26 protein-coding genes are annotated in these 26,449 nt (G+C 66.4%); 13 read left to right on the plus strand and 13 right to left on the minus strand.

Annotation, left to right across the window (positions count from 1 at the left end; translation table 11 throughout):
* Together WBB07_RS15695 and WBB07_RS15700 are read left to right on the plus strand one after the other, a co-directional pair.
* Positions 1-292, plus strand: a 292-nt coding sequence (locus WBB07_RS15695; RefSeq protein WP_526309259.1) for a response regulator transcription factor, incomplete at its 5' end; no start/stop codon positions are given.
* A gap of 89 nt (positions 293-381) precedes the next feature.
* Positions 382-588: a hypothetical protein gene (locus WBB07_RS15700; protein ID WP_526309261.1), complete on the plus strand. Its 207-nt coding sequence runs from the start codon at positions 382-384 to the stop codon at positions 586-588.
* Positions 589-628: 40 nt separating this feature from the next.
* Here WBB07_RS15700 and WBB07_RS15705 read toward each other — a convergent pair whose 3' ends face one another.
* Positions 629-3,910 (minus strand): ATP-binding protein, encoded by a 3,282-nt coding sequence (locus tag WBB07_RS15705; protein WP_526309263.1) that lies wholly within the window; start codon positions 3,908-3,910, stop codon positions 629-631.
* 201 nt (positions 3,911-4,111) lie between these two features.
* Between WBB07_RS15705 and rplM the strand changes: the two genes are divergently transcribed.
* The 8 genes from rplM to WBB07_RS15745 all read left to right on the plus strand — a co-directional run bounded on the left by rplM (position 4,112) and on the right by WBB07_RS15745 (position 10,470).
* Complete coding sequence (rplM, locus tag WBB07_RS15710; protein ID WP_526309265.1) at positions 4,112-4,555, plus strand: 50S ribosomal protein L13; 444 nt, start codon at positions 4,112-4,114, stop codon at positions 4,553-4,555.
* 98 nt (positions 4,556-4,653) lie between these two features.
* Positions 4,654-5,085 (plus strand): 30S ribosomal protein S9, encoded by a 432-nt coding sequence (gene rpsI / locus WBB07_RS15715; RefSeq protein ID WP_526309401.1) that lies wholly within the window; start codon positions 4,654-4,656, stop codon positions 5,083-5,085.
* A 305-nt stretch (positions 5,086-5,390) separates the two neighbouring features.
* Positions 5,391-5,900: a hypothetical protein gene (locus tag WBB07_RS15720; protein WP_526309267.1), complete on the plus strand. Its 510-nt coding sequence runs from the start codon at positions 5,391-5,393 to the stop codon at positions 5,898-5,900.
* A 205-nt stretch (positions 5,901-6,105) separates the two neighbouring features.
* Positions 6,106-6,630 (plus strand): hypothetical protein, encoded by a 525-nt coding sequence (locus tag WBB07_RS15725; RefSeq protein ID WP_526309269.1) that lies wholly within the window; start codon positions 6,106-6,108, stop codon positions 6,628-6,630.
* A 188-nt stretch (positions 6,631-6,818) separates the two neighbouring features.
* Positions 6,819-7,295 (plus strand): hypothetical protein, encoded by a 477-nt coding sequence (locus tag WBB07_RS15730; protein WP_526309271.1) that lies wholly within the window; start codon positions 6,819-6,821, stop codon positions 7,293-7,295.
* Between the two features lie 67 nt (positions 7,296-7,362).
* The gene (gene glmM / locus WBB07_RS15735) at positions 7,363-8,700 is read left to right on the plus strand and encodes a phosphoglucosamine mutase (protein WP_526309273.1); all 1,338 of its coding nucleotides are present in this window, start codon (positions 7,363-7,365) and stop codon (positions 8,698-8,700) included.
* 46 nt (positions 8,701-8,746) lie between these two features.
* Entirely contained in the window at positions 8,747-9,046 is a 300-nt protein-coding gene (locus tag WBB07_RS15740; RefSeq protein ID WP_526309275.1) for an ESX-1 secretion-associated protein, read from the plus strand.
* A gap of 41 nt (positions 9,047-9,087) precedes the next feature.
* Positions 9,088-10,470, plus strand: a complete 1,383-nt coding sequence (locus WBB07_RS15745; protein WP_526309277.1) for a hypothetical protein — start codon at positions 9,088-9,090, stop codon at positions 10,468-10,470.
* 49 nt (positions 10,471-10,519) lie between these two features.
* Here the strand turns inward: WBB07_RS15745 and WBB07_RS15750 are convergent, their stop codons facing one another.
* The 9 genes from WBB07_RS15750 to WBB07_RS15790 all read right to left on the minus strand — a co-directional run bounded on the left by WBB07_RS15750 (position 10,520) and on the right by WBB07_RS15790 (position 19,166).
* The gene (locus WBB07_RS15750; RefSeq protein ID WP_526309279.1) at positions 10,520-11,254 is read right to left on the minus strand and encodes an enoyl-CoA hydratase/isomerase family protein; all 735 of its coding nucleotides are present in this window, start codon (positions 11,252-11,254) and stop codon (positions 10,520-10,522) included.
* A gap of 1 nt (position 11,255) precedes the next feature.
* Positions 11,256-12,794: an aldehyde dehydrogenase gene (locus tag WBB07_RS15755; protein WP_526309281.1), complete on the minus strand. Its 1,539-nt coding sequence runs from the start codon at positions 12,792-12,794 to the stop codon at positions 11,256-11,258.
* Positions 12,795-12,822: 28 nt separating this feature from the next.
* On the minus strand, positions 12,823-13,590 hold the full coding sequence (locus WBB07_RS15760) for an ABC transporter ATP-binding protein (protein ID WP_526309283.1): 768 nt from the start codon (positions 13,588-13,590) through the stop codon (positions 12,823-12,825).
* 25 nt (positions 13,591-13,615) lie between these two features.
* Positions 13,616-14,458 (minus strand): ABC transporter permease, encoded by an 843-nt coding sequence (locus tag WBB07_RS15765; protein ID WP_526309285.1) that lies wholly within the window; start codon positions 14,456-14,458, stop codon positions 13,616-13,618.
* A 1-nt stretch (position 14,459) separates the two neighbouring features.
* Positions 14,460-15,296 (minus strand): ABC transporter permease, encoded by an 837-nt coding sequence (locus WBB07_RS15770; RefSeq protein WP_526309287.1) that lies wholly within the window; start codon positions 15,294-15,296, stop codon positions 14,460-14,462.
* On the minus strand, positions 15,293-16,339 hold the full coding sequence (locus WBB07_RS15775; protein ID WP_526309289.1) for an ABC transporter substrate-binding protein: 1,047 nt from the start codon (positions 16,337-16,339) through the stop codon (positions 15,293-15,295). The genes WBB07_RS15770 and WBB07_RS15775 overlap by 4 nt, the downstream gene beginning before the upstream one ends.
* Positions 16,336-17,079, minus strand: coding sequence for a GntR family transcriptional regulator (locus WBB07_RS15780; RefSeq protein WP_526309291.1), 744 nt, complete (start codon positions 17,077-17,079; stop codon positions 16,336-16,338). The genes WBB07_RS15775 and WBB07_RS15780 overlap by 4 nt, the downstream gene beginning before the upstream one ends.
* A gap of 163 nt (positions 17,080-17,242) precedes the next feature.
* Positions 17,243-18,283 (minus strand): LLM class F420-dependent oxidoreductase, encoded by a 1,041-nt coding sequence (locus WBB07_RS15785; RefSeq protein WP_526309293.1) that lies wholly within the window; start codon positions 18,281-18,283, stop codon positions 17,243-17,245.
* Between the two features lie 40 nt (positions 18,284-18,323).
* Positions 18,324-19,166, minus strand: a complete 843-nt coding sequence (locus WBB07_RS15790) for a dienelactone hydrolase family protein (protein WP_526309295.1) — start codon at positions 19,164-19,166, stop codon at positions 18,324-18,326.
* A 66-nt stretch (positions 19,167-19,232) separates the two neighbouring features.
* Between WBB07_RS15790 and glmS the strand changes: the two genes are divergently transcribed.
* Positions 19,233-21,101, plus strand: coding sequence for a glutamine--fructose-6-phosphate transaminase (isomerizing) (gene glmS, locus WBB07_RS15795; protein ID WP_526309297.1), 1,869 nt, complete (start codon positions 19,233-19,235; stop codon positions 21,099-21,101).
* Between the two features lie 37 nt (positions 21,102-21,138).
* Here the strand turns inward: glmS and WBB07_RS15800 are convergent, their stop codons facing one another.
* Positions 21,139-21,546 (minus strand): hypothetical protein, encoded by a 408-nt coding sequence (locus WBB07_RS15800; RefSeq protein ID WP_526309299.1) that lies wholly within the window; start codon positions 21,544-21,546, stop codon positions 21,139-21,141.
* 110 nt (positions 21,547-21,656) lie between these two features.
* On the opposite strand from WBB07_RS15800, the gene WBB07_RS15805 reads away from it, so the two are divergent.
* A complete protein-coding gene (locus WBB07_RS15805; RefSeq protein ID WP_526309301.1) occupies positions 21,657-22,556 on the plus strand; it encodes an alpha/beta fold hydrolase in 900 nt (299 codons plus the stop codon).
* A 162-nt stretch (positions 22,557-22,718) separates the two neighbouring features.
* On the opposite strand, the gene WBB07_RS15810 is transcribed toward WBB07_RS15805, so the two are convergent.
* Together WBB07_RS15810 and WBB07_RS15815 are read right to left on the minus strand one after the other, a co-directional pair.
* Positions 22,719-24,140, minus strand: coding sequence for an HNH endonuclease signature motif containing protein (locus WBB07_RS15810; protein ID WP_526309303.1), 1,422 nt, complete (start codon positions 24,138-24,140; stop codon positions 22,719-22,721).
* 425 nt (positions 24,141-24,565) lie between these two features.
* The gene (locus WBB07_RS15815) at positions 24,566-24,940 is read right to left on the minus strand and encodes a DUF4440 domain-containing protein (protein ID WP_526309305.1); all 375 of its coding nucleotides are present in this window, start codon (positions 24,938-24,940) and stop codon (positions 24,566-24,568) included.
* A 79-nt stretch (positions 24,941-25,019) separates the two neighbouring features.
* Between WBB07_RS15815 and WBB07_RS15820 the strand changes: the two genes are divergently transcribed.
* Positions 25,020-26,432 (plus strand): NAD(P)H-hydrate dehydratase, encoded by a 1,413-nt coding sequence (locus tag WBB07_RS15820; RefSeq protein ID WP_526309307.1) that lies wholly within the window; start codon positions 25,020-25,022, stop codon positions 26,430-26,432.
* The last annotated feature ends 17 nt before the right edge of the window (positions 26,433-26,449 follow it).

Raw genomic sequence — 26,449 nt, forward strand, 5'->3', positions numbered from 1 at the left:
CCGGCGGGGTTCGGCGTTGAGCAGCTCGGCGCGGGCCGAGACCCTGGCGCAGCGGTGCGGCGGGGCGACGACACCTGCGCTGCTGTTGGCGTCACAACGGTTACCGCTGACCCGTCGCGAGTCCGAGGTGGCGACCTTGGTGGGCCGGGGACTGTCCAATCGGGCCATCGCCGAGGCGCTGACGCTGTCGGTGCGCACCGTGGAGAGCCACCTCTACCGGGCCATGTTGAAGACCGGACTCACCGACCGCGAGCAGCTCGGCGCCCTGGTTCTGCGCTCGCGACTGGGGTGAGCCGAAAACTGCGGTAGTGCACTACTGACGCCGCGACTGCCGCGGCTACGTGATGATGGATCGGTCACGGCACCGTAGGGAGGTGCGAAATGACCGAGTTGGCAACAAGACCCGGCGTTGCGCCGGTTGTCCAGGACGATCCCGGGCAGACGGCACCAGTTCCGGCAGCGACCAGTGCTCCGGTACCGGAGCCCGCTCCGGCGCAAGAGTCGACCAAGGTCCCCCGGCACTACCCGCCGCGGCGGGCCATGTTTCTCGAGAAGGCGGCGATGGCGCGCGAGATGTACCGGCTGTGACCCCGCACCGTCGGGATACGGCCGCCCGGCGCGGCGGGTACTACTGACAATCGGCGAGCATCGCCTCCGCCGCTGCCAGATGCCCCTCGAAGGCCAGCGATTTCGCGCGCAAGTGATACCGGTTTGCAATCTTTCGGTAGAGCGCTGCCTCACCCTGGGCGCGGGCCAGTAGCGCGTGCAGCCGCAGCAGGGTCATCTCGCGGGCCGCTGCGGGCCGGTCAGCGCGCAGTGCTGTCAACCGGTCGATCGCCTGTTCGGCTTCGGCCACATCGGCTGCCGTGCCGCGCTCCAACAGGGTCTCGGTCAGGACGCCGAAGCCCCACACGGCGTACCCGAGCCGGTTGCAGTCGTGTAGCTCGTCGACAGCCCGGCGCATCGCCGGCAGGGCCCCATCGAGGTCTTGTCTGGATTGTTCTCGAGCGCACCATAATTCGACAACCGGAACCAGGAAAGTGGAGTGCTCCAGGAACCAGTCTCGCAGCGGTGCCATCAGCGACAAGCCGCACCCCCGGTCGGCCGGCGCATCGCGGTTCAGGAGTGCCACACCGAGGGTGTATTCGGCCAGGCGCAGCGCGACATCGTTACTGGACCCCGCAGCGGCGTGCACCGATGCTTCGGCCGTGCGCAGCGCGTTGTTATCACAGCGGAGCACCCCGTACTGGATCGCCAATCCATACGTCCAGGCGACAACGGCAGACAGAGTCGTGGGGCTGCAGCTGCTCCGGGCTATCGCAAGGGCGTCCTCGATATCGTGGCGCCAGCCGGAACGGCCCAGCCACCACCGGGCGTAACCCCGCCAGGCCAACGCGACCGCCAGCGGTGAGTCCAGACCGAAGTCTCCGCCTTTGGTGGAGTCGCCGTCGGCCAGGTCGATGACGGTCTGTGACCACCGCAGGATCTGGCCGGCTTCACCGCTGTCGCACCAGTTGGCAAAGGCGATGAAAGCCAACCCCATCAGCGGTGCCGGGTCGCCCAGGGAGTCCAGCAGCACCATCTGTTCGGACGACACTTGCGATCCCTCCCGTGACCGGCCGGTATAGAGGAGCACGGTGGCCGGACCTGTCATCGCGACGGCCAACGATTCGTTGTCTCCGGCCGCCTCGCACAGTGCCCGCAGTTCGGCGAAGCTGTCCGGGCTTTCCCGCAGCGGGTGCCAGTCGGTGACACACAACATGGTGCGGGGGGCGATGCACATCGCCAGGTGATTGGGGTCGTCGGCGGGCAGCGCGTCGGCGATGCAGCGAGCCCGTTCCCAACTGAGCCGCGCCGCATCCAGATCACGGTTGGTCAACGAGGCGGCGGCCCGCATGTGCCAGCTGTAGGCGGCATGCATGTCTCCGGCAGCCTCGAGATGGCCTGCGATCAGCGCAGCGTTGTCCTCGGCCATGGCCGGGGCCCGCTCCTCGATGGCCGCTGCGAGTTGTCGGTGCCAGTGGGCGCGATCGGATTTCAGCTGGGATTCGTAGGCGACCGCGCGGATCAGCGGGTGGTGGAACGTGAACTCCAGTTTGCTGGTGCAGCTCACTTGATCGATCAGTTCGGCGTCGATCAGATCATCAAAGGCCGCGTCGACTCGCACCGCGGTCACCAGCTCGGCCTCGAACCGTGCCCCGATCACCGCCGCCGCGTTCAATGTTCGCTTGCTGCGGGCGTCAAGGCGGTCGATCCGGGCTTCGATGGCGGTCTGCACGGTGGCCGGCACGCTCACCTCGGTGACATCGTGGTGGCAGAGATACGCGCCGCGCGCTCCGGAGAGCACACCCCGTTGCGCCAATTCACGCACCATCTCCTCGGCAAAGAACGGGTTCCCGCCCGCCCGGTCGACGATGGTCGCCGGGAGTTCTCCGAGGGTGAGGTCCGAGCCCACCAGTTCGGTGACCATGGCAAAGACATCGGAATTCGACAGTGGGGCAAGCGTTATCGCCTGCGCGTCGCGCATCCGGGTGAGCGCTCCCGCATAGTCAGGGCGGGAGGTGACCAGTATCAGAGATGGGGTCTCTGGAGAGTCCGCGAGGAAGTCCGCCACCATCGAGTCACTGACAGCGTCGATCCACTGCGCGTCCTCCACGATGACGAGTGCCGGCTGGGTCCGCGCCACCGTCATGGTCTTGAGGACTGCCGCCAGCCGCCTTCGCCGGGCGTCAGGGTCGATCTGCGGCGGTGGTGTTGCCGGGTCGCCGATACCCAACAGATCGTCGAGCACCAATAGATCTTGCGGATCGGCTCCCGGCGCCTGTGCCCGCGCACGGTCCCGGGCGGCGTCGGCCGGCAGGCGGCTGATGCCCAGCCGGGACCGGAGCAGGCCCGTCACCGTATGGAACGGGATCTGTTGGGCATGCGACTCACAGAACGTCCAGTACACCGCGACTCCGCGGCCGGCAGCTCGGGACGCAGCCTCGCGGGCGATCCGGCTCTTGCCGATGCCCGGTGGTCCTGACACGTGGATCACACCGCCGTGGCCGCTGATGGCACGGTTCATGATCGCGTCGAGCGTCGCCATCTCCCAGCGCCGGCCGACCAAGCTCACCTCGGCGCGGTGCACTGGGCCCAGCTTGGCGCTCATCGCCTCCAGTCGGCGCACGCACACCGGTTTGTCGGAACCCTTGATGTGCACCCAGTGCGGCGCAGCCAGGATCGCGGTGTCTTCGACGAGCCGTGCGGTCGTCTCCGACAGCACGATCCCGCCCGCGGGCGCCACTGATTCCATCCGTTGTGCAAACCCGATGGTCTCGCCCGTCGCCGTGTACCCGAGAGCCCCTGAGCCGACATCGCCGGCGATCACCAAGCCCGAGTTCAGCCCCACTCGAACCTGCAACAAAACGTCAGGCGGGAGGTCGATCTCGGTGGCCAGCCGGTTCGTCTCCTGCTGGATGTCCAGGGCCGCCAGGCACGCCCGAAAGGCGTGATCCTCGACCGCGACAGGGGCGCCGAACAGGGCCATCACGCCGTCGCCGGTGTGCTCCATGGTGCCGCCATAGCGGCGGACGACGCTCGCCGACCGCTCGAAGAGCCGGGTCATGATGTCGCGCAACCGCTCGAGATCGACCCTGGCCGCCAGGTCCATCGATCGCACCACATCGGTGAAAAGTACGGTGACCTGCTTGTATTTTGCGGGGCTACCAGCCGCGGAGATCGGTATGCCGCATTGGTCGCAGAATCTGGCGTGTGCCCGCAGGTCAGTTCCGCAAGCCCGGCATACCAAGCTTGTTGCCATCTGGCCACCGCCGATCTCGCGGTCCCGTACTCCCGATCCGTGCTTGTCGGTGCCCTGAGCGGATGCCTTGGTGCCCTGACGCGACGGCTCGGTGCCCCGACTCGACAAGGATAGGGCAGATCCGCCCGATCGTGTTTTGACCTGCGCCGACGGCTACGCGTATGCTGCTCGGTCGGCGTGCGGTAGCGCAGTACATGTCATTTCCGGGTCAGTGTCGGTCGCCGGAATGTCACCGCAACGCCAGGCCGACACCTGGTGAGAACCGGGATCACACTGCCCGTGACGGGCCCGAGAAGAGAAGGTAGCGCTGTGCCTACGTACACGCCCAAGGCAGGTGACACCACCCATTCGTGGTACGTCATCGACGCCACGGATGTGGTGCTCGGCCGGCTCGCCGTCGAAGCAGCCAAGCTGCTCCGCGGCAAGCACAAGCCGACATTCACCCCGAATGTTGATGGTGGCGACTTCGTCATCGTCATCAATGCAGACAAGATCGCCATCAGCGGCGACAAGCTCCAGAACAAGTTCGCCTACCGCCACTCGGGCTTCCCGGGCGGTCTGCGCTCACGCGCACTGGGCGACGAGATGCAGAAGAACGCCGACCGGGTGGTCGAGCGGGCGATCATCGGGATGCTGCCGCACAACAAGCTGTCCCGCCAGATCCAGAAGAAGCTGCGCGTCTATGTGGGCGCCGAGCACCCGCACACCGCCCAGCAGCCGATTCCGTTCGAAATCAAGCAGGTGAGCCAGTGACCGACACCACCGACACCACCGAAGACTTCGTCGCCGACGAAGTTGTGGCCGATGAGGTTGTGGCCGAAGAGGTCGCAGCGATCGAAGACGGCGCAGACGTGGAGTACATCGAAGAGGCTGCAGTACGCGAGCCCATCTACATCGACCGTCCCATCCAGACTGTCGGCCGCCGCAAGGAAGCCGTTGTCCGGGTGCGTCTGGTACCGGGCACCGGCAAGTTCGATCTCGACGGCCGCACCCTCGAGGGGTACTTCCCCAACAAGGTGCATCAGCAGCTGATCAAGGCTCCGCTGGTGACCGTCGACCGGCTTGAGAGCTTCGACATCTACGCTCACCTCGATGGTGGCGGACCGTCCGGTCAGGCCGGCGCGCTGCGCCTGGCCATCGCCCGTGCGCTGATTCTCGTCACACCTGAGGACCGCCCGGCACTGAAGAAGGCCGGCTTCCTCACTCGTGACCCGCGTGCGATCGAACGCAAGAAGTACGGCCTCAAGAAGGCCCGTAAGGCGCCGCAGTACTCGAAGCGCTGATCTACGTCCCAACCCGAACGCCGAGCACGTGTCAACGTGCTCGGCGTTCGGCGTTTGTGGGGGCTTTCACCTGCAGTGTGAGGTGTTGCACACGCTGACTTCAGGAAAGTCCCGCAGTGCTGTCCCCGGCGGCGACGCTGACGCAGTTACTTAGCGCGCCGCACTTTTGTCGGTGATCGCCGGCGCCGAGGTTGTGTTTCCGGTTCGGGGTGCGCAGCCTCGGAACCGGAGCCGCGGGCGTTTCAGTGACGCCGGCAGGGCAACTTCTGCCGGACCGCGACTTCGCCAAACGGAAGGGGTCACTGATGAAAGCCATCAGCAAGAATTTGAAGACAGATTCCAAACGGGTCGCAGGCTGCACCCTGTTCGGGGGAGCGCTGCTGTTCACGGCTGGCCTCGGTGTTGCCGGAGCCGAGCCGGTGGCGGCGCCGGACGGCGCTGTGGACATCGCCGTCGGCGACACCACCATCCTGTCGAACGTTCCGGCTGACGTTGCCGCCAGTACCACCGCCGCACTGTGCGGCACCGCAGCCACCGACGTGAGCGTGCTTGTCGACGAGGTTGACACCCAGAGCGTCAACCGGACGGTCTGCACCGGTCTGCCCGGCGGTGACCTGGTGCTGACACAGAATGTGAGCAACGCGACGACCTCGCCGGTGGTGCCGGGTACCGAGTCCGGGACCTCCGCGGAGGGCACCTCGGGTGCCGGTGCCGCCGAGGCGCCGACGGGTTCGTCGGAGGGCTCCGGAAGCACCGCCAGCGGCGCCGGTGCGGCGGAGCAGCCCACCACCGAGGGTGCACACGGCGCCAACTGAGGGCACCCGCCCAGGACCGCAGATCGCCGCCCGCATCCGCCCCGGATGCGGGCGGCGGTTGTGTTCAGGGTTTGAGGTCCACGCATCGTGTCAACAGTTTGTGAGTAGGACACCGCAGCTCGGGTGCGCCCCGAGGCCGCGATAGATGGATTGACCGCGACATCGCGTAACTGGAACCACCAGGAACCGACGGAAGGGGTAACTGATGATGTCGATCAGCAAGAACTTCACGAGAAGCGCAGTAGCAGCCGTATTCGGTGGCTCACTGCTTGTCACCGCAGGCATCGGCATCGCGACGGCCGAGCCGACCCCGCCACCACCGACTCCGGGTCCGGACGGGCTGGTGACCGTGGTCGTCGGTGGCGTGAACTATCTGGACAGCGTGCCGATCGAGCAGGCCAGCCAGGCCGTCGCCGAGATGTGTGCACTACCGGCACCCGCGGTGAGCGCCATGGCGACCCAGGTCGACGCCAACGGGGTCAGCCAGACGGCGTGTGCCGGGCAGACCTCCGGTGAGGTGATCGTGGCCCAGAATGCGGTCGCGGCGCTGGAACCGTCGCCGGTGGTGCCCGGTACCAATGCCACTGTCGACGGCGAGTCCACGGCACCGGCACCGACAGGCTCCGAGGAGAGCAACCAGGGCGACCTCACCGGTGCCGGTTCCGCCGAACCGCCACAGGTTCCGGAGGGGGAGACCAGGCCGGAGCCCAACAACCCGACGATGAACTGACTGGCTGCCTGAGCCTGACAGATGCACCGCCCGTGCCCGTTTGGGTGCGGGCGGTGCGTTGTCTGTGAAGGACCTGCCTTTCCAGGTCACAGAGTGGGCAGGCGCGTTTCCGAGGTGTAGCACTGAAAGAGGTAAGGGCATGCGCCCCTTACCCGGTCCGCCCGACGCGCACTGGAAGGTGCCCCCAAATGAAGATCGTTGGTAAGTACGCAAGAACCGCAGCATTCGGCACCGCATTGGGCGCAGCACTGCTGCTCACCGCAGGCCTGGGTATGGCGCAGGCGCAACCGACGCCACCTACGCCGCCGCCCCCGGGGCCCGCCGGCATGATCAGCGTCGTCGTGGGCGGCGTGATGACCATGGACAACGTGCCCAGGGCGCAAGCCGCCCAAGCTGTCACCCAGCTGTGCGCCATGCCGGAGGCAGCCGCGAGTGCGGTGGTGGCTCGGGTGAATTCACCCGGCGGCAGGCAGACGGCGTGCACGGCCCAGGGCGGCGCCGTGGAGCTGGTGCAGAATTTGCCGGGAGTCGGCGAGGGATCACCGGTGGTGCCGGGGACAAAGGCTCTGATCAAGTCGGACCCCGCCCAGGACATTCCGGCCGGCGGCGGCAAAATCGGCAACAGCTTGCCGACCGCTCCTGACAACATGTCCTCGAAGAACTGACGGACCTCGGCAGCCAGGCGGTGCGGCGGTTGGCTCACAAGCCCCCAAGTGTGAGAAGTTGGAGTCCATGGCTCGACTTTTCGGTACCGACGGGGTTCGCGGAGTCGCCAACCGTGACCTGACCGCCGAGCTGGCAGTTGCCCTCGGTTCAGCTGCGGCACGCCGCCTGGGCCGGGTGGGTCCGGGGAGGCGACAGCTGGCCGTCGTCGGTCGTGACCCCCGTGCCAGTGGTGAGATGCTCGAAGCGGCGGTCATCGCGGGCCTGGCCAGCGAGGGCGTGGACGCGCTGCGGGTCGGTGTGCTGCCGACGCCGGCGGTGGCGTATCTGACCAGCGCTTACGACGCCGATTTTGGGGTGATGATCTCCGCCTCGCACAACCCGATGCCCGACAACGGGATCAAGATGTTCGGACCGGGCGGTCACAAACTCGACGACGCCACCGAGGACCGTATCGCCGAACTGGTGTCCGCGGGTTCCGTGGAGCGACCGGTGGGGGCGGATATCGGCCGGATTCTCGACGCCGAGGATGCACTGGACCGCTACCTTCGACATGCCGGTAAGGCCGCCTCGGCTCCGCTGGACGGCATCACGGTGGTGGTTGACTGTGCCCACGGAGCGGCCTTCGCGGCGGCACCGCGCGCCTATCAGGCGGCGGGCGCCAATGTCATCACGATGAACGCCGAACCCAACGGGCTCAACATCAACGCCGACTGTGGCTCCACTCACATGGACGGGCTGCGCGCGGCGGTGCGGGAACACCATGCTGACCTGGGCCTGGCGCACGACGGCGACGCTGACCGGTGCCTGGCGGTCGATGCCGCAGGTGAGGTCATCGACGGTGACGCCATCATGGTGGTCCTGGCGCTGGCCATGCTCGATGCCAGCGAGCTTGCCTCCAACACTCTGGTCACCACCGTGATGAGTAACCAGGGCCTGCATTTGGCGATGCGTGACGCCGGAATCACGGTGCGCACCACCGGCGTCGGCGACCGGTATGTGCTGGAGGAGCTACGCTCAGGCGAGTTCAGCCTTGGTGGCGAGCAGTCCGGCCACATCGTGTTGCCCGCCTACGGCACCACCGGCGACGGTATCGTCACCGGGCTGCGATTGATGTCGCGGATGGCGCAGACCGGGAAATCGCTGGCGGAGCTGGCCGCGCCGATGAAGACCTTGCCGCAGGTGCTGATCAATGTCCAGGTCACCGACAAGACGACGGTCGCCGCCGCCCCGAGTGTGCAGACCGCGGTCCGGGAGGCAGAGGCGGAGCTCGGCGATACCGGGCGAATCCTGTTGCGGCCCTCCGGTACCGAACAACTGGTTCGGGTGATGGTCGAAGCTGCCGACGAGGACACCGCCCGTCAGCTTGCCGTCCGGGTCGCGGAATCGGTCAGCGACCACAACTAGCTTCCCCGGCGGAACCGGTTCGGTCTTCCGTGCGTCTGAGTGGGGCATGGGAGATGTGTATGCCGCCGGCGTTGACGTAACCGCACTTGTGGCCGTCAGCGACCGACTCGATGACGTTGTTGTCCTGATCGAACGAGCCGCGCGCACCCGACTGGTCTTCGACGGCGCGGTGGCGGGTCGCGCGCACGTGCGCCAGGGCGCCGAACTGCGCCGTGCGGTGGACGCGCTGCTGGCCGATCTGTTGATGTGGGCTCGGGCCGCCGCGGAGACCGGTGCGGCGGTGCGGGTGGGGGCGCACCGGTTCCGTGACGCCGACGACGCTGCGGCAGAACGGATCCGACGATGACGTTCGATGTGGCTGCCCGGTTGAGCGAAGGTCTTGGCGCAGTGGAGGATACGCAAACCTACGTCCGCGCCGCCGCTTCGCGTGGCTATCACCATCCTGACCTCACGATGCACGGCGCCCAGGTCCGGGACTGGTACGGCACCGAAGACGGTCTGGATCTGCGTGCCCTCGATGCCGACTCTGCGGCATTGCGGGCGGCGGGCAGCTCGGCGGGGGAGGCGTTGGCGTTGCTGCAGACACTCCGGACTGCCCTGGGGGCGGCCTGGAGTGGTGAAAGTGGCCGTGTTGCCGGGGATTTCCTGGACCGCCAGGTGCAGCAGGCGAGACAGGTCGTCGACGCGCTCGATACTGCAGCTGCTTGCTGTGAACGACTTCGGGATGAGCTGTGGCGCGCGGTCGAGACAAAGGTGGTCGCAGCGGTCGACATCGACGGGCGGGCTGCGCCGCGACGTGCCCCGTGGCTGGCGGCAGCGCGGGAGGTGCTGGTGGGCCATGCTTCCGGCGACGCGGGCAGCCTCGTGGATTCCGAGATCATGCCGTTTGTGGCGACTGCGATCGGTGGCGACTGGGTGGCGGCCATGCGTGCCGCCGAGACCGCAGTCGATGACGCCTACCGTGGGGCCGTCGGTGCCGTGGCGACGCGGTCGCCCGCACGGTTCGACGTTCCCGGCGATCTGGGGCCCCGGGCCGTCGCCCCGGCTGCAGTGTCGATGGCTCCGGTGTTGCCGGGTTCAGTGTCGATGGCTCCGGTAGCGGCGGATCCGGTGTCGATGGCTCCGGTGGGGCGCGGTGTTCCGGCTGCGACAGTTCTCCCGCCGACCGGTGAACCGGCTCCGCCGCCACCGAGTTCGATGGTCGATCCTGCTGTCGCTCAGCCAGATTCGATGGGCGCACTGCCGACCGGGATGCCGTTGGCCGGGATGCCGGAACTCGGGTCGGCGCTGACAGCGGCGCCCACGCGCCTTGCCGAGAGTCTCGGCGGGCTGCTCGGTTCAGGCTCGGCCGCCCCGGAAGGCTTCCCGGGGGCTGCGAACCTGGAGCCGCTGGTACCGCCGGAACTCGGGTCGCCGCATTCCGCTCGGGACAGCACGGTGCCGGGGGATGTCTCGGCTGCCGAGAAGGAAGCCGCCGATGAGGAAGCCGACGAGGAAGCCTCCGACCGAGAAAGCGGTGAGGAAGCCGCTGACGAGGAAGCCGATGAAGCGGTTGCCGACGAGGAAGCCGAGGAACAGGACGAACTGGACGGACCGGATAGCCAGGACGCCGAACTCACCGATCCCGGTGGCGACCCGGCATCAACCGAGGCCGCGGCACCGACCGAGCTGGATCACCCGGAAGACGGCCCGGCCCTGCCCGTGGCCGCCGACCCGGCGCGGACCCCATGCGAGATTGCCGCCGACGAACTTCCGCAGGTGGGGGAGTGACGCCGCCGCCACGCCGGTAGGTGCCGGACCGCGGCGACGGCGCCCTCGATCACCGGGTGTGCAGGCGGCGCAACGATCCCAGCACCAGTCGATCGCTGGCCAGTTCGTAGGCCTGCCCCTGCGACAAGGACTCCACCGACCGCAGCATCGCCCGGATCTCGGTGTGCACCCGTGGTTGGGCGGCCAACAATGTTGCGACTCGGGCAGCCACTACGTTGTCCAGGGTTTCGACATCGGCGGTGACTTCGTTGAGCAAGCCCAGGCGCACAGCCTCATCACCGGAAACCGGTGCGCCGCTGGCTGTCAGCCAGAACGCGGCGCGGCGGCCCACCATGTTGGGCAGCCAAGCCAGCACCAGGGCGGGTGCCAGGTTGATGCGCACCTCGGGAAAGCTCAGCTGCGCGGCACTCGTGGCGACCGCGACGTCGCACAGCGCGGCCAACCCCACTCCGAAACCGGCGGCATCACCGTGCACCCGAGCCACGGTGACCAAATCTGTTGCTGCCAGCGCATCGTTGACCGCGATCAGCCTGCGCACCTCACCGGGCAGATCGTCTGGAGTGGCCGCCGTGCGTTCCCGGCCCATACAGAACCGGTCACCGGCAGCCGACAACACCAGGACATGTACCCCGGCGGGCGGATTGGTCAATACCGCCGACAGGGCGTCGCACATCGCCATCGTCATCAGGTTGCCGTCCGGGCTGTCGAGCTGTGCTGTCAGCACCGCGCCGTCGCGTTCGAAAACCAGGCCGGGGGCCGTCGAGATCTCTTGCGTCGCAGTCATGTCAGTTCAGCCTTTCCAGTGCGATACCGCCGTACCAGTCAACGTCGTCGGGTGCGGTGCGGACGGTGACCGCCCGCACGTGGGTGAACTCGTCGAACGACTCGGTGCCGCCTTCGCGGCCGTGGCCGCTCTCGCGCACCCCACCCCACGGTGAGCAGGGGTCGAGCCGGTGGTGGTCGTTGACCCAGACGATGCCGTGCTCCAGCTGGGAGGCCACCCGGTGCGCCCGGGACACATCACGTGTCCAGATCGACGAACCCAGACCGTACGGTGAGTCGTTGGCGATTGCGATGGCGTCCTGCTCGTCACGGAACGGGATCACCACCACGACCGGGCCGAAGATCTCCTCGCGGGCGACCCGCATCTGGTTGGTGACGTTCGAAAGCACGGTCGGGGCAACAAAATAGCCGTCCAGCCCCGGCACATCGACGGCGTGGCCCCCGGTGGCCAGTGTCGCGCCCTCGGCGACACCGATATCGACGTAGTTCAGGATGCGCTGCCGGGCCCGTTCCGAAATCACCGGCCCCAGCTGGGTACCGGCCTGGCTGGGATCTCCGACCCGGATACGTTCGGCTTGGGCCACCAATCCGGCGACGAAGTCGTCGTAGACCGTTTCCTGCACCAGGATCCTGGTGCCGGCGATGCACGTCTGACCCGCGCCGACAAAGCCGCCGAAGGCTGCGCCCCGCGAGGAGACCTCGGTCGGAACGTCGTCGAACACCAGCACCGGGGTCTTACCGCCCAGCTCCACGGTGGATTTCGCGAATCGGGACGCGGTGGCCACGGAGATGATCCGGCCCACCTCGGTTCCACCGGTGAACACCACCTTGTCGACCAGCGGGTGTTCGGCGAGGCCGGCACCGGTGACCGGGCCCAACCCGGGAATGACATTGAACACCCCGGGCGGGATCCCGGCCTCCAGCGCCAGTTCACCGATGAGCAGTGCGGTCAGAGGGGTTTGCTCAGAAGGTTTGAGCACCACACTGTTTCCGGTGGCCAGAGCCGGGGCCACGCTCTTGGAGGCGATCATCAGTGGATGGTTGAACGACGACAGCGTCGCGACCACTCCCAACGGGAATCGGGAGGTGTAGGAGTGGTACTGACCCGACATCGGCACCACGGAGTCCCGGCCGGCCAGCAGCAGCGCCGCGTTGTACCGGTACCACTCCGGAAGCCGGGTGATCTGAGCCTTGGTCTCGGTGATGGGCCGGCCGTTGTTGTCGGTCTCCAGGCGGTACAGCTTGTGCATGTCCCGTTCCAGCAGATCACCGAACTTGTTCAGGATGCGGGAGCGCTGGTGGATCGGCATCCGGGACCACACACCGGAGTCGAAGGCGGCGCGCGCGGAGCGCACCGCGTCGTCGGTGTCCTCGATGCTGGCGCTGTGGCAGCGGGCGAACACCTGCGCGGTGGCGGGATTGATCAGCTCGAGGACGTCACCGCGACCAGGCCGATGCTCGCCGTTGATGAGCAGCGCGTGCACCTGATTGTCGTCGACAGCGCCATTGGTAGCGGCAGAGGTCATTACCGGGTCAGACATTCGGTTTCTTTCTGGTGTGGGTCAGTGATCAAGCACTGGCGGGAGTGGTGGCGCGTCGGCGCGAGCTGGCTTCGAGGTCTTCGAACCGCCGCAGGATCGACGACTCCAGCACGGCCACTTCTTCGTTGGAGGCTTTGCGGGGGCGGGGCAGGTCGACGGTGATGTCCTCGTGGATGGTGCCGCCCGGTGCGAGCATCAGGATCCGGTCCGAGAGTTCGGCTGCCTCCTTGACGTCGTGGGTGACGAAGACGACGGTCTTGCGGGTCTGCGCCCAGAGTTCTTGCAGGTGCTCGCGCAGTCCGCGTGCGGTGATCGCGTCGAGGTGGCTGAACGGTTCGTCCATCAGCAGTACGTGCGGCTCGATGGACAGTGCGCGGGCGATGCCGACACGCTGCTGCTGGCCGCCGGAGAGTTGGCCGGGCCACTTCTTTTCGGCATGTCCGAGGCCGACGCGTTTGAGCGCCTCGTGCACCCGCTCCTTGGCGGCGTCGTCGCGGACCTTCTGTACGTACATCAGGTTGTCGAAGATCGATCGCCACGGCAGGAGCCGGGGTTCCTGGAAAACATAGGCCAGCTTGGCCTGTTGACCGGACTCACCGATCCTGACGGTGCCCGAGCTGGCGGGTTCGATTCCGGCAATGATGTTGAGCAGAGTGGTTTTTCCGCACCCGGAGGGGCCGACCAGAGACACAAATGAGCGGTCGGCGATCTCGAAGTTGAGGTGATCGATGACGGTCTGCGGTCCGGTGGGGGTACCGAACACCTTGAGCAGATCGGTGACTATGACGTTTGCCATGAGGATTCCTTGAGTCGGGGGATGCCTACGCGGCGGCCGAGCCGGGTTGTCCGGTGCTCGATTCGCCGTCACGCCAACGGAATGCGCGCCGAGACAGGCGCTCGAGGCACACCCGGTCGGTGAGCACCATGAAGATGATGAAAAATGCGATCCAGGCGACGAAGCCGGCCAGTTGGTTGGCGTCGTACCAGTAGCGGGCACGGTGCCCCACGCCGTCGGCGGAGCCGAACCATTCGGAGAGCAGCAGACCGTTCCAGCCTGACATCACCCCGAAGCGGATACCGGCGACCACGTAGCCGGTCACCGCGGGAAGGACGGCGTGGCGTAGCCGGCGGGTCGGAGGCACTCCGTAGGACTGCGACATGTCCAGCAGCGCCGGTGGTATCGATCTGGCGCCGGCGGCGACGTTGACCACCACGAAGGGTACCGCCGAGAGGATGACGGTGACGATCGGGGCGGTATCCGCGAAGCCGAACCACATGGCGCACAACAACGCCCAGATCACTGCCGGGATGGCCAGTCCGACGAGGTTGATGTCACCGAACAGGTCGTCGAAGACCCGGAAGGAGCCGATGGCGATACCGATGGCGATGCCCAGAACGATCGAGATCAGCATTCCGATCGCAAAGCGCTGCATGCTGATGACGAAGTTGTAGAAGAACTCGCCGCGCTCGATCTCGTTCATCGCCGCCTGCACGACGGGGACCGGGCCGGGGATTCGGGCGCTGACCGTGCCGACCAGCTGCCAGATCACCAGGAACAGTAGGGCGGCGGCGGTGCTGGCCCCGAATGGGCCGGTCAGCCAGGTGGGCTGACCCGAGCGGCGGGCGGTGACCGTGTCGGCACGCTCTGTTGCGGGTGCGCTCATGTCAGCGGCCCCCTCTCCATGCGAAGAACCGTCGTTCCAGGCCGGCCAGGAACACTCGTTCGATCAACAGGATGAAGATCACAAAGAATCCCGTCCAGGCGAGGACACCGGCAACTGAAAACTCTTGGTATGACTGGCGAATCATGAATCCGATGCCGCTGCGGCCGCCGAACACCTCGGTGAGGGCCTCGACCTTCCAAGCCATGGCGAAGCCGTAGCGCAGAGCGGCGAACAGGAACGGCATCACCGAGGGCAGGAAGACCGATTTGACGATCTCACCTCTGCCGAGCCCGTAGACCATGCTCATGTCGACCAGCCGGCGGTCCACTTCCTCGACGCCCTGAGCCACGTTGAGTGCGACGTAGGGCAACGCCACGAAGGCGACGACCACGATGGGGCCGACGGCGCCGATACCGAACAGGATCAACGCAAAGACCGCGAAGGCCAGGCCGGGGACATTGCCCAGCACCAGCAGCGGCTGCTGCCAGAAGTACTTCTGGTATCTGACCCGGCCCATCAGCAGGCCCAGGGGAACGCCGATCACCGTGCCGATGGCGAACCCGAGCGCGATCTTGACGATACTGGAACCGAATTGGACAAATGCGGTGCCGTCGGAGGCGAGGTGCCACATCTCCGCGCCCACCGTCCAGGGCGCCGGAAGCACATACTCGGTGAACAACACCAGTGAGCAGAACGACCAGATCGCCACCAGGACGGCGTAACCGATGAGGTGGAGCCCTACTCGGCGGGCGGCTGCGGCCCGCGGGCGCGCGGGCGCCGCCCCAGTTCCCTGGGGGGCGCTCGTCGCGTCTGTGGATTGGTCGGCGGTCACGGTCACGAAGTGCCGCCCTGCTCAGATGGGCGGAACTTGGGCAGTGCCTGCTCCTGCTCCATGAAGCCGGTTTCCTTCAGCAGCGTGAACACCTGCGATTCGTTGTCGGCCCAGGTCTGGTCGAACCGGATGTCGCGGACAAACCAGTCGTGATCGTCGACGTAGTTCTGGACGAATACGATGTCCTCAGGTGCTTCCACGGCGAAGTGCTGGGGGTAGGTCTCGATGATGGTGGCTTTGTTGGCTTCCCACTCCGCCAGACCGCGCTGCCACACGTCGAGGAAGAATTCGACCTGCTCCGGGTTTTCTTGAGCCCATTCGTTTCCGGCGAGGAAGACGTTGATCATCGGCCCCTCGTGGCCTGCGACCACGAGTTCGGAGTACATGTCCGAGGATGCCTTGCCGTCGTAGAGCACCTTGAGCTCACCGCTGCGCAGCCCGGGGGCGGCGAATTCGGGCAGGCACACGCACGCGGCCACCTCACCTCTTTCGACCAGGTCGGCCTGCTGTTGTGGGTCGGACACGATGATGTTGTAATCCCCACCACCGGAACGGAAGTCGACGTCATGCAGCTTCTTGGCGTATGCGCCCCAGACGAGGGTGGCCGAGACCGCGGTGAATGCGGAGATGTCTTCGCCCTTGAGGTCGGCGAGGGTGTTGGCGGGGTTGTCGGCGCGGGCGATGATGACGCTGCGGTCCATGTTGTACTTGCCGATGATGATGGTGTCCCGGCCGGTTTCTTGTTCGATGACCGGAACCTCATAGGAGGCCGAGGACACGATATCGGCGTGTCCGCCGGCGAAGACGCCGAATTCGTCCCAGGTGGACGACGCGTCGATCTTCATGCCGGATTCCTTCTCCATCTCGGCAAGGATCCCTTGATCTTTGATGAAGTCCCACACCGGATCTGGCGCGAAGGTGAAGCGGATGGTGCCGCCTTCGCCGCCTCCGCTGTCTCCGGAATCGGGCCGCGAAACGCATCCGGACATCGAGACGGCAGTTCCCGCCGCGATCAGTGCTACCGCGAGACGGCGCCCCAGACGATTCACGATTGTGTTCCCTTCACTCGAGCGCCCCGAGGCTTCGTCGCCTTGGGTGCGGGTTCATTGCCGCGATCGTGGTAGGTGATGACGTCATCGCCGCCGATCGCGGTTGGGTGTTCCAATAGGTAGGACAGGATGAAGTCGTGTGATGTGGCCAGATGTTCCTGGGTGAGACGGGCTGCCAGTCCGGCGTCCCCGCTCTCGACGGCGCGCATGATGGCGGCGTGTTCGGCGTGCAGATGCTCGGTGTGCCCGATGACTTCCAGGTGCATGTACAGGTAGCGGTCGGTGAGCCGGCGCAGCTGTTCGACGAGTTCGATCATTCGGGGCCGACTCGCCCGCTTGTACACGGCGGCATGGAATTCGGCGTTGGCGGCCAGCCAGACCGGTGCCTCATTGCTGGTTTCCATCACCGACATCTGCTTGCGCATCATGAGGATGTCGGCTCGGCCCACGTTGGGAACGGCGATCTGAGTGGCCAATGGTTCGACAGCCTCCCGGAGTTCGTAGAGCTCCTGGAGTTCGGGTACCGACATACCGGTGACGACGGCGGTGGCATTGGAGGTCGGATGCACCAGACCTTCACCGGCCAGTAGTTGGAGTGCGTCGCGGACCGGGATCCGGCTGACCCCGAATCGTTCGGCGATGCTCAGCTGCGACAGTCGGGACCCCGGGGCGATGTGCCCATGCAAGATCTCGACGCGCAGCTCCCCGGCGATGCGACTGGCCGCGCTTTGGTATGCCATCTGCTCTCCCTGTCTACGATCTTGCATGAATGTATACAGTCGTTGATGTGGTGTCAATCACTTACGAAATGGCATGCGATTGGCATCACATGACCAGCGGGTGGGATGCAAAAAGCCCCCGGCCGGAGGGTTCCGGAGCCGGGGGCGCTTGTGGAGCTGTTGGTCAGGCCGTCAGGGCCACCAGTTCTTCGGCGAAGCCGAGCGCCTCACGGTCGTCGGCGGCCAGTGGATGCACCAGCATGGTGGTGACGCCCGCCTCGGCGTAGGCGGCCAGGCGTTCCTTGACGAAGCTTCGCGGTCCGATGAGGGATACGTTGCGCACCAACTCATCTGGCACGGCGTCGATCGCCTCCTGCTTGCGGCCGGCCAGGAACAGGTCTTGGATGTGATCGGCCTCGGCGCCGTAGCCGTAGCGGGTGGCCAGCTTGTGGTAGAAATTCTGGCCGCGGGCGCCCATGCCTCCGATGTAGAGGGCCAATTGTGGTTTGGCCCATGACAATCGATCCTCCACGTGATCGCCGATTGCCAGGCTGGCGGAAGCCATGATGTCCAATGGGCCCAGCTCCGGGTCACGCTTGGCGAAGCCGGCCCGCAGCGAGTCGCCCCACACGTCGTCGGCCTTCTCCGGGTAGTAGAACACCGGTTGCCAGCCCTCGGCTATTTCGGCGGTCAGCTGCACATTCTTGGGACCCAGTGCTGCGATGGTGATGGGGATACGTTCGCGCACTGGATGATTGATCAGCCGCAGCGGCTTGCCCAGTCCGGTTCCCTGTCCTTCGGGTAGTGGTATCTGGTAGTGCTTGCCGTCGTAGGAGAGCTTCTCACGGCGCCACACCTGCCGGCAGATCTCCACCACCTCGCGGGTGCGGCCCATCGGTGCCTCGAAGGGCACGCCGTGGAAGCCCTCCATCACCTGGGGTCCGGAGGTGCCGATGCCCAGCCGGAAGCGCCCGTCGGAGACGTAATCGAGGCCGGCGGCGGTCATGCCCAGCAGGGTGGGGGTGCGGGTGTAGATCGGGACGACGCCGGTGCCGAGCTCGATCGTCGAGGTTTTGGCCGCGAGAAAGCCCACCTGGCTGATCGCGTCATACGAGTAGGCCTCGGGCACCAGCGCGATGTCGATGCCGACCTTCTCCAGCTGGGCGACCTGTTCGGCGGCTTCGCGAAACCCGCCGGCGTAGTTGAGAAAGATGCCTGTCCGCATAGACGAGTTATACACCCAACCAGTTGGTTGGCGATCGGTGCTACGGCTTGAGGAGGGCCACGACCCTGCTCTCGAGATCAACCGAGTCCTCGGTGAGGTCGGCCGGTTCGGTTTTCGGCAGCACGGCCTCAGGATCGGCGAAGTCCTGGTACTCCCGCTTCCCTGCCAGCTCCGCCAGCAGGAAACCGGTCAGCAGGGCGCGCACCGTTTTCTGGGTGCCGGTGTCGGCTCCGGGCAGGCCGACGGCGCGGGCCAGTCGTCGACCCTCCACGAGTCCGCCGGCTACACCCCCGCTGACCAGGCGCAGTGTGCCGGATTTCCAGACCCGGGCCAGTTCGACGGCATTGGATCGCAGTGTCATCTGGTCACCGGGGGCGGTGAGGACCAGGCCCTTGGCGGTCAGTCCGGCCGCCGGCTCCTCGGCCCGTGGTGCGGTGACGGACGGGAACAACGGTGCGACGACCTTGACCCGGGACGGGGCACCGGCAGCGGCGAAGACCGCCGCCGACCCGCCGAATCCGTGACCGGCGACCCCCAACTTGTTCGGATGGACGCTGATCTGCCCGGGGCCGAGCCGGACCCCGGTGATGATGTCGAGTGTGGTGCCCAGGTCGTACGCCAGGTTCAGCACCGACGGCGCGAGCCCCTTTTCGGTGTCCGGTGCGGCGGCGACGATGCCCCAGGACGCCAGATGTTCCAAGGTGTCTTCGTAGCTGTGTGCCGGTGTGAGCCAATCGTGGGCGAACGCCACACCGGGCAGATTGAAGCCGGAGGCCGGTGTGTAGACGATGCCCGGTTGGCCGGCAAAGGCCAGGTCACCGCGCAGAACACGGTAGGGACCGCGTCGCCGCAGTTTGGCGAAGAGTTTCTTCGTGCTGGCCACCGGATCACCCTAGCCGCACCGTTACCAGGCTGGGGTATCTGGGCTGAGGCACTACCCTGGTCCCTTATGTGCGGAATCGTCGGATATGTGGGTACTCGTGATGCCCGCGACGTCGTCGTGGACGCGCTCGGGCGCATGGAGTACCGCGGTTACGACTCCGCCGGCGTGGCGCTGCTGGACGGCAAGGGCGGCATGACGGTGCGTCGGCGGGCGGGCCGGTTGGCCAACCTCGAGGCCGCGCTGGCCGAGACGGACGCGGCCGCGTTGGTGGGCAGCACCGGGGTCGGACACACCCGGTGGGCAACTCATGGTCGTCCCACCGATCGCAACGCCCACCCTCATCGGGACGCGGCGGGCCGCATCGCGGTCGTGCACAACGGAATCATCGAAAATTACGTCGCGCTGCGTCAGGAACTGGAGACCGCCGGCGTCGAGTTCGTCAGCGACACCGACACCGAAGTGGCCGTGCACCTGGTTGCCAAGGCCTACCACGACGGGCCCACCGCCGGAGACTTCGTGCAGTCCGTCTACGCCGTGCTGCCCCGACTGGAGGGGCACTTCACCCTGGTCTTCGCCAATGCCGACGATTCCGGAACCATCGTGGCGGCCCGACGGTCCACCCCGCTGGTGGTCGGCATCGGGCAGGGGGAGATGTTCGTCGGCTCCGATGTGGCGGCGTTCATCTCCTACACCCGTGAGGCCGTGGAGCTCGGCCAGGATCAGGCAGTGGTGATCACCGCCGACAGCTACACGATCACCGACTTCTCCGGCAGCACCGACGGGGTGCAGTACCGGCCTTTCCATATCGACTGGGACCTCTCAGCCGCGGAAAAGGGTGGCTACGAGTACTTCATGCTCAAGGAGATCGCCGAGCAGCCCGCCGCGGTCGCCGACACTCTGCTGGGCCATTTTGTGGACAATCGCATCGTCTTGGACGAGCAGCGCCTCTCCGATCAGGAGCTCCGCGAGATCGACAAAGTGTTCATCGTCGCGTGTGGCACCGCGTATCACTCGGGGCTGCTGGCCAAGTATGCGATCGAGCACTGGACCCGGCTGCCGGTGGAAGTCGAACTCGCGAGTGAGTTTCGGTACCGGGACCCGGTGCTGGACCGCAGCACGCTGGTGATCGCGATCAGCCAGTCGGGCGAGACCGCCGACACGCTGGAGGCGGTGCGGCACGCCAAAGAGCAGAAGGCAAAGGTGCTGGCCGTCTGCAACACCAACGGCAGCCAGATCCCGCGTGAATGTGACGCGGTGCTCTACACCCGTGCTGGACCGGAGATCGGGGTGGCGTCCACCAAGACGTTCCTGGCGCAAGTGACCGCCAACTATCTTGTCGGGCTGGCACTGGCGCAGGCGCGTGGCACCAAATACCCCGACGAAGTGCTGCGTGAATATCAGGAACTCGAGGCGATGCCGGATCTGGTGTCGGAGGTGCTGACCCGGATGGGGCCGGTCCACGACATCGCCCGCCGGTTCGCAGCGTCGTCCACGGTGCTGTTCCTGGGGCGCCATGTCGGCTACCCAGTGGCGCTCGAAGGTGCGCTCAAGCTCAAGGAGCTGGCCTACATGCACGCCGAAGGCTTTGCCGCGGGCGAGCTGAAACACGGGCCCATCGCGCTGATCGAAGATGATCTGCCGGTGATCGTGGTGATGCCTTCTCCGAAGGGGGCGGCGATGTTGCACAGCAAGCTGCTGTCCAACATCCGCGAGATCCAGGCCCGCGGCGCACTGACCATCGTGATCGCGGAGGAGGGTGACGAAATGGTGCGGCCGTACGCCGATCACCTGATCGAGATCCCGGCGGTGTCCACACTGTTCCAGCCGTTGCTGTCGACCATCCCATTGCAGGTGTTCGCCGCGGCGGTTGCCCAGGCGCGGGGCTACGACGTGGACAAGCCGCGCAACCTGGCCAAGTCCGTCACGGTCGAATAGGGCGCACTCACGTGTCCGGGTCGTCGCGCGCGCCGCTCTAACTGAAGCTCAGCCAACCGTCTTCGGCGCCGACGGCCGCGCCGAAGGCGAACAGGCCGATCACGCAGATCACGATGCACAGCACCAAAGTGCCCACGGCGATCGGCCACGCCCTGGCCCGGCGGGTCAACTGGACGATCGTGAAGGTGATCCCGGAGACTCCGACAGCCGCGGCGATCAGCAGCGCGCCGCCGACGGAGCCGATCGCCCCCTCAACACTGCACGTGGCGGGCGGGCAGGTGTCGAGGAACGCCAGCATGAACACGCCGATGAACGCGGCAACCGCGCCGAACGCGGCGGTCAGCAGGATTGCGGTGATGGAGATCCCGAGATCGACGCCAGAGATGGGCGGCTTGCGTGGAACAGGAGGCGGTGGCGGCAGCATTTGCGGCATCCCGTAGACCATGCGGAGAGTCTAGGCGGGGTGACGGCTCGGAGCTGTTTTCCTACACTGGGCCCATCAACACTCCGTTCGAGAAGCCCATCAACGCTACGTTCGACCTCGCCGTTCCCGACGTGCAGCTGGGCGCCCATGTGAAGGTGGGGTACTTCCGTGGTGCAGATGCGTTCACCCACTTCCTGAATCACTACCGCGGCTGTTTTGCCGCGCTGCCGCCGATCGCGGAGCTGCACGACGTGCCGACCGCATTCGGCGCCGTGCGGGTCTACCGGTTCAGCGGGCGGGGCGACGGAACGCCGGTCCTGCTGCTGCCCGGCCGCAACGGACCCACCCCGGTGTACGGGACCAATCTGCCTCCGCTGCTGGAACACCGTGATGTCTACTGCTTGGATCTGCTCGGCGAGCCGGGCTTGTCCGTGCAGACGGCACCCATCACCGATACCGACGACCAGGCGAGCTGGCTCGACGAGGCAGTGGCTGGGCTGGGGCTTTCTCGGGTACACCTGTGTGGGATCTCGATCGGCGGTTGGGCTGCGGTGAACTACGCGGTACGACGGCCGGGCCGCGTCGCGTCGCTGGTGTTGCTGGATCCGGCGATGACATTCGACCGCATCCCGGTGCCGATGCTGCTGGCATCGATCCCGATGATGTTTCCGGCGGTGCCCACCGCGGTGCGCCGTCGGGTGTTGAGTTGGATCACGGGTGGTTCCGATATCGGTGAGGCGGCTGCAGTGGCCGATCTGATAACCGCTGCCACAACTGATTTTGTGATGGCGTTGCCGGCGCCGACGCTGTTCACCGACGAGCAGTTGCGTGGGCTGCAGCTGCCGGTGCTTGCTTTACTGGCGGGCCGCAGTGTGGTGTTGCGCGCGTCGCGCGCCGCCGCCCATGCGCGGAAACTGCTGCCTCACGCGGAGATCGAGGAATGGCCGGAGGCCACCCACGCCATCAACGGCGAGTACCCGCGGGAGATCGCGCAGCGCGCGCACCGCTTCTGGGAAGGGATTGCGCGCTAGTTCCTGCGCCAATCCTGGCCGCCTCCGCGTTCCCGGCCTCCGCGTTCCCGGCCTCCGCGTCACCGGTCACGCATGCCCGGTCACGCATGCCCGGTCACGCATGCCCCGCACGCTTCACTGACTTATGTTGTCAGCGAAGGGGTTCCACCGATATCGGCCTGGTCAGGGTGGGTCGTCCCCGCTCTCGTCGTCGCTGCTTTGTTGGTTGTCTTCCCCGTTGGGGGTCAGGATGCGGTTGGGGTGGTGGTAGGTGTTGGTGCGGGGTTGGCCGTTGTCGAGGTGGGGTGGAGGAAGCCATTCGGTGATGCCGTCGCTGGTGCGGTTTCGGGTGGTCCAGCCGGTGTTTTCGATGAGGCGGTTGTGGGGGCCGCAGGCCAGGGTCAGGTCTTCGATATCGGTGAGGCCGCCGTCTTTCCAGTCCCGGTTCGCATGGTGCACTTGGGTGCGGTAGCCGGGGGTGGTGCAGCCCGGGGCTGTGCAGCCGCGGTGTTGGGCGTGTAGGACGATGCGTTGGCCGGGGGAGGCGGTGCGCCGGGTGCGCCCCAGGTGCAGTGGGATGCCTTTGCCGTCGAAGAGCGCCAGATACAGGTAGGCATGTGAGGTCAAGCGCAGTACATCGCTCATCGGTAGCAAGGTGCCGCCTGCGGTCAGTCCCTGTCCGGCAGCCTTTTCGAGGTCTTTGAGTTCGGCGGTGACGATGATGGTGGCGGGTAGACCGTTGTGTTGGCCGAGGTCACCGGAGGCCAGCATAGCTCGGTTGAGGGCCAGGAACGCGTCGTGGCTGCGTTGTCCTGGGGTGCGGGTGTCTGCGGCGACTTGTTCCGGTGTGGGTTGTCCATCGACGGTGGGGTGCTCGTCGGCGGCGTTGCACATTCCGGGTGCGGCGAGTTTGGCTTCTACGGCTTCCCATGCGGCGGCGGCTTCGGGGGTGAGGTAGCCGGAGATCGGGACCATCCCGTCGTCGCGCTGCTTCCCTTTGCGTAGGCAGCGTTGGGCTTGGCGGTCCACGTCGGTGAACTCGCCGTCTTGGTTGAGCAGGTAGCGCAGCCGGTTGGCGACCTGGCGGAAGCTGTCAGGGCCGAGTTGGGTGGCGTGTTGGGCCAGAGTGGCCTCGGCCTCTTCGCGGGTTTGGTAGTCGATACTTTTCGGGAGCTTTTTGAAGAATCGGGTGATGGTGGTGAGGTGCTCGGCGCCGATGGCCCCGACGGCTTGGCCTGCTGAGGTATTCGGATACACCGGTTCCAGGGGTTGCCCGGTCAACGAGGTGCGTGGTCCCAAGACGTCGGCGTGGTCGAGGCGGCGTTGAGCGTCGCTGTCGCTGATGCGGAGTCGTTCGGCCAGGATCCGTTTCCAGGTGGTGTCGCCCAGAGCGGTGGGGGTGGTGTCGTGGCGGAGTCGTTGGTAGATCTTGTGATCGAGGACGGGTTGTTGGCGGGCGATGGTTTCGCGGCGAGCCTGGATGGCCAGCAACTCGGTCGGGTTGAACCCGTCGATCGAGAGCGTTCCCAGGGCGGCGGAAGCGGTTTCGAACTGGTGCAGGGCAGCAAGCAGCGCCTCTTTGTCTGCGGCTGCCGGGGATCCCATACCTGCGAAACTAGCCCGACCCACTGACAACACCCCGCCCCATTGTGACAGCAGAGTCGCAAGTGACACAGCAACTTTCGGCCAAACATCAACAGTCCACAGATCACACTTCATCCACAGGCCGACACCCACAACCGATCACGACACCCACAACCGATCACGACAGCGACGGGGAGGTGCAACGACGATGATGGTGACAGCGGCGTCAAGACAAGACAAGACAAGACAAGACAAGACAAGACAAGACAAGGCAAGACAAGACAGGGGCAGTGACACTGAGGAGAGCAGAGGTCTGGGCAGGAGGAGGGAGCCGGGGCAGGAAGAGGGAACAGTGGCAGAGAAGGAACTGGCAGAGAAGGAACTGGCAGGGAAGGCAACAGCGACGGAGCAGGAAATGCCGACAGCAGTAGCGGCGCCTGCCGCCGCTAGCCGGTATGCCTGCAGAGCACCAATTTCCAGCCGTCCTCGCTGCGTCGGTACATCGAACACAGCGTCCCGACGAACGTGGGATTGCCGGTGTCGGGATAGCCGGTGCCGATGTACTCGAGAGCGGCGGCCTTGGCGCCGACGGACACCAGATGTGCCCCGGTGATCTGATAGCTGGACCACGGCGGCATCGCCAGGGGTTTTGCCAGTGTTTGTGCCAGCGCAACCTTGTCCATGACCGTCCCGTTGCCGAGTTCGATCAGCACATCGTCGGCCAGGACATTGCGGCAGAACTCACCGCCGGTGCCATCACACAGCGACTGCCAGCCGCGGTGTTCGAGCGTGACCAGCACGTTGAACAGGTCGTCCACCATACGTTCCCACGCTAACAGTGACGACCACGTAACCTGAGCCAATCAGGGCAGAAAGCAAACACCGACGAGACTGGGACTGATGCGGCACTACTTCTCTGCTGAGGCGATCCGCGCCGCCGAAGCTCCGCTGTTGGCCAGCCTCCCCGAGGGTGCGCTGATGCGTCGTGCCGCCTATGGCCTGGCCACCGCTATCGTCGGCGAGCTGCGCACCCGCACCGGCGCAGTGACGGGACGGAAAGTGTCCGCCGTCGTCGGCTCCGGTGACAACGGTGGGGATGCACTCTGGGCGGCGACGCTGCTGCGACGCCGCGGGGTGGCGGCCGAGGCGATCCTGCTCAACCCGGAACGTGCCCATGTCGCAGGGTTGGCGGCGTTTTGCGCAGCCGGCGGAAGGATTGTCGAGAAGATCTCGGCGACAACAGATCTGGTGATCGACGGGGTGGTCGGGATCTCGGGATCCGGCCCGCTGCGCGACCATGCGGTCGAGGTGTTCAAGAACAGCTCGGCGCCCGTGGTGGCGGTGGACATTCCCAGCGGCATCGACGTCCACACCGGCGCGACCCCCGGCGACTTCGTGCACGCCGCGGTTACGGTGACCTTCGGTGGTCTCAAGCCGGTTCATGCGCTGGCCGACTGCGGCCGTGTCGATCTCATCGACATCGGACTCGATCTGCCCGACACCGACATCGTCGGCTTCGAGGCGACCGATGTCCGCGAGCACTGGCCGATCCCGGGCCGCCGCGACGACAAGTACACCCAGGGCGTCACCGGCATCCTGGCCGGCTCGGCAACCTATCCCGGCGCCGCGATCCTGTGCACCGGAGCTGCCGTCGCGGCCACATCCGGCATGGTGCGTTACGCGGGAACCGCGGCCGCCGAAGTGGTCTCACACTGGCCGGAAGTCATCGCCACCAATGACCTGGCCTCCGCCGGCCGGGTGCAGGCGTGGGTGGTCGGTCCGGGGTTGGGCACCAACGAGGACGGCGCCCGGGCGCTGGCCTTTGCGCTGAATACCGAGCTGCCGGTGATCGTCGACGCCGACGCGCTCACCATCTTGGCTGCCCACCCGGAGCTGTTGCAGAGCCGGAAAGCGCCGACGGTGCTCACCCCGCACGCCGGTGAATATCAGCGGCTGGCCGGTCGTGAACCGGGCGATGACCGGATCGGCGCCGCCCGCCGGCTGGCTGACAACTTCGGAGTGACGGTGCTGCTGAAGGGCAACGTCACCGTCATCGCCGATCCCGACGGACCCGTCTACCTCAATCCCGCCGGTCAGTCCTGGGCGGCCACCGCCGGTTCCGGGGACGTGTTGTCTGGGGTGATCGGGGCGTTGCTTGCGTCGGGGTTGCCCGCCGTCGAGGCTGCCGCTGTTGCCGCCTTTGTCCATGCCCGGGCCGCCGGTCTGGCCGCCGCCGATCCCGGCCCGCGCCCGGCGCCGGTGTCGGCGTCTCCTATCCTCGCTCATCTCCGCTCGTCGATCGCCGGCCTGTAACGAACAACCAGCTCCAC

It is taken from the genome of Mycobacterium sp., from assembly GCF_049647605.1.
Classification (GTDB): Bacteria; Actinomycetota; Actinomycetes; order Mycobacteriales; family Mycobacteriaceae; genus Mycobacterium.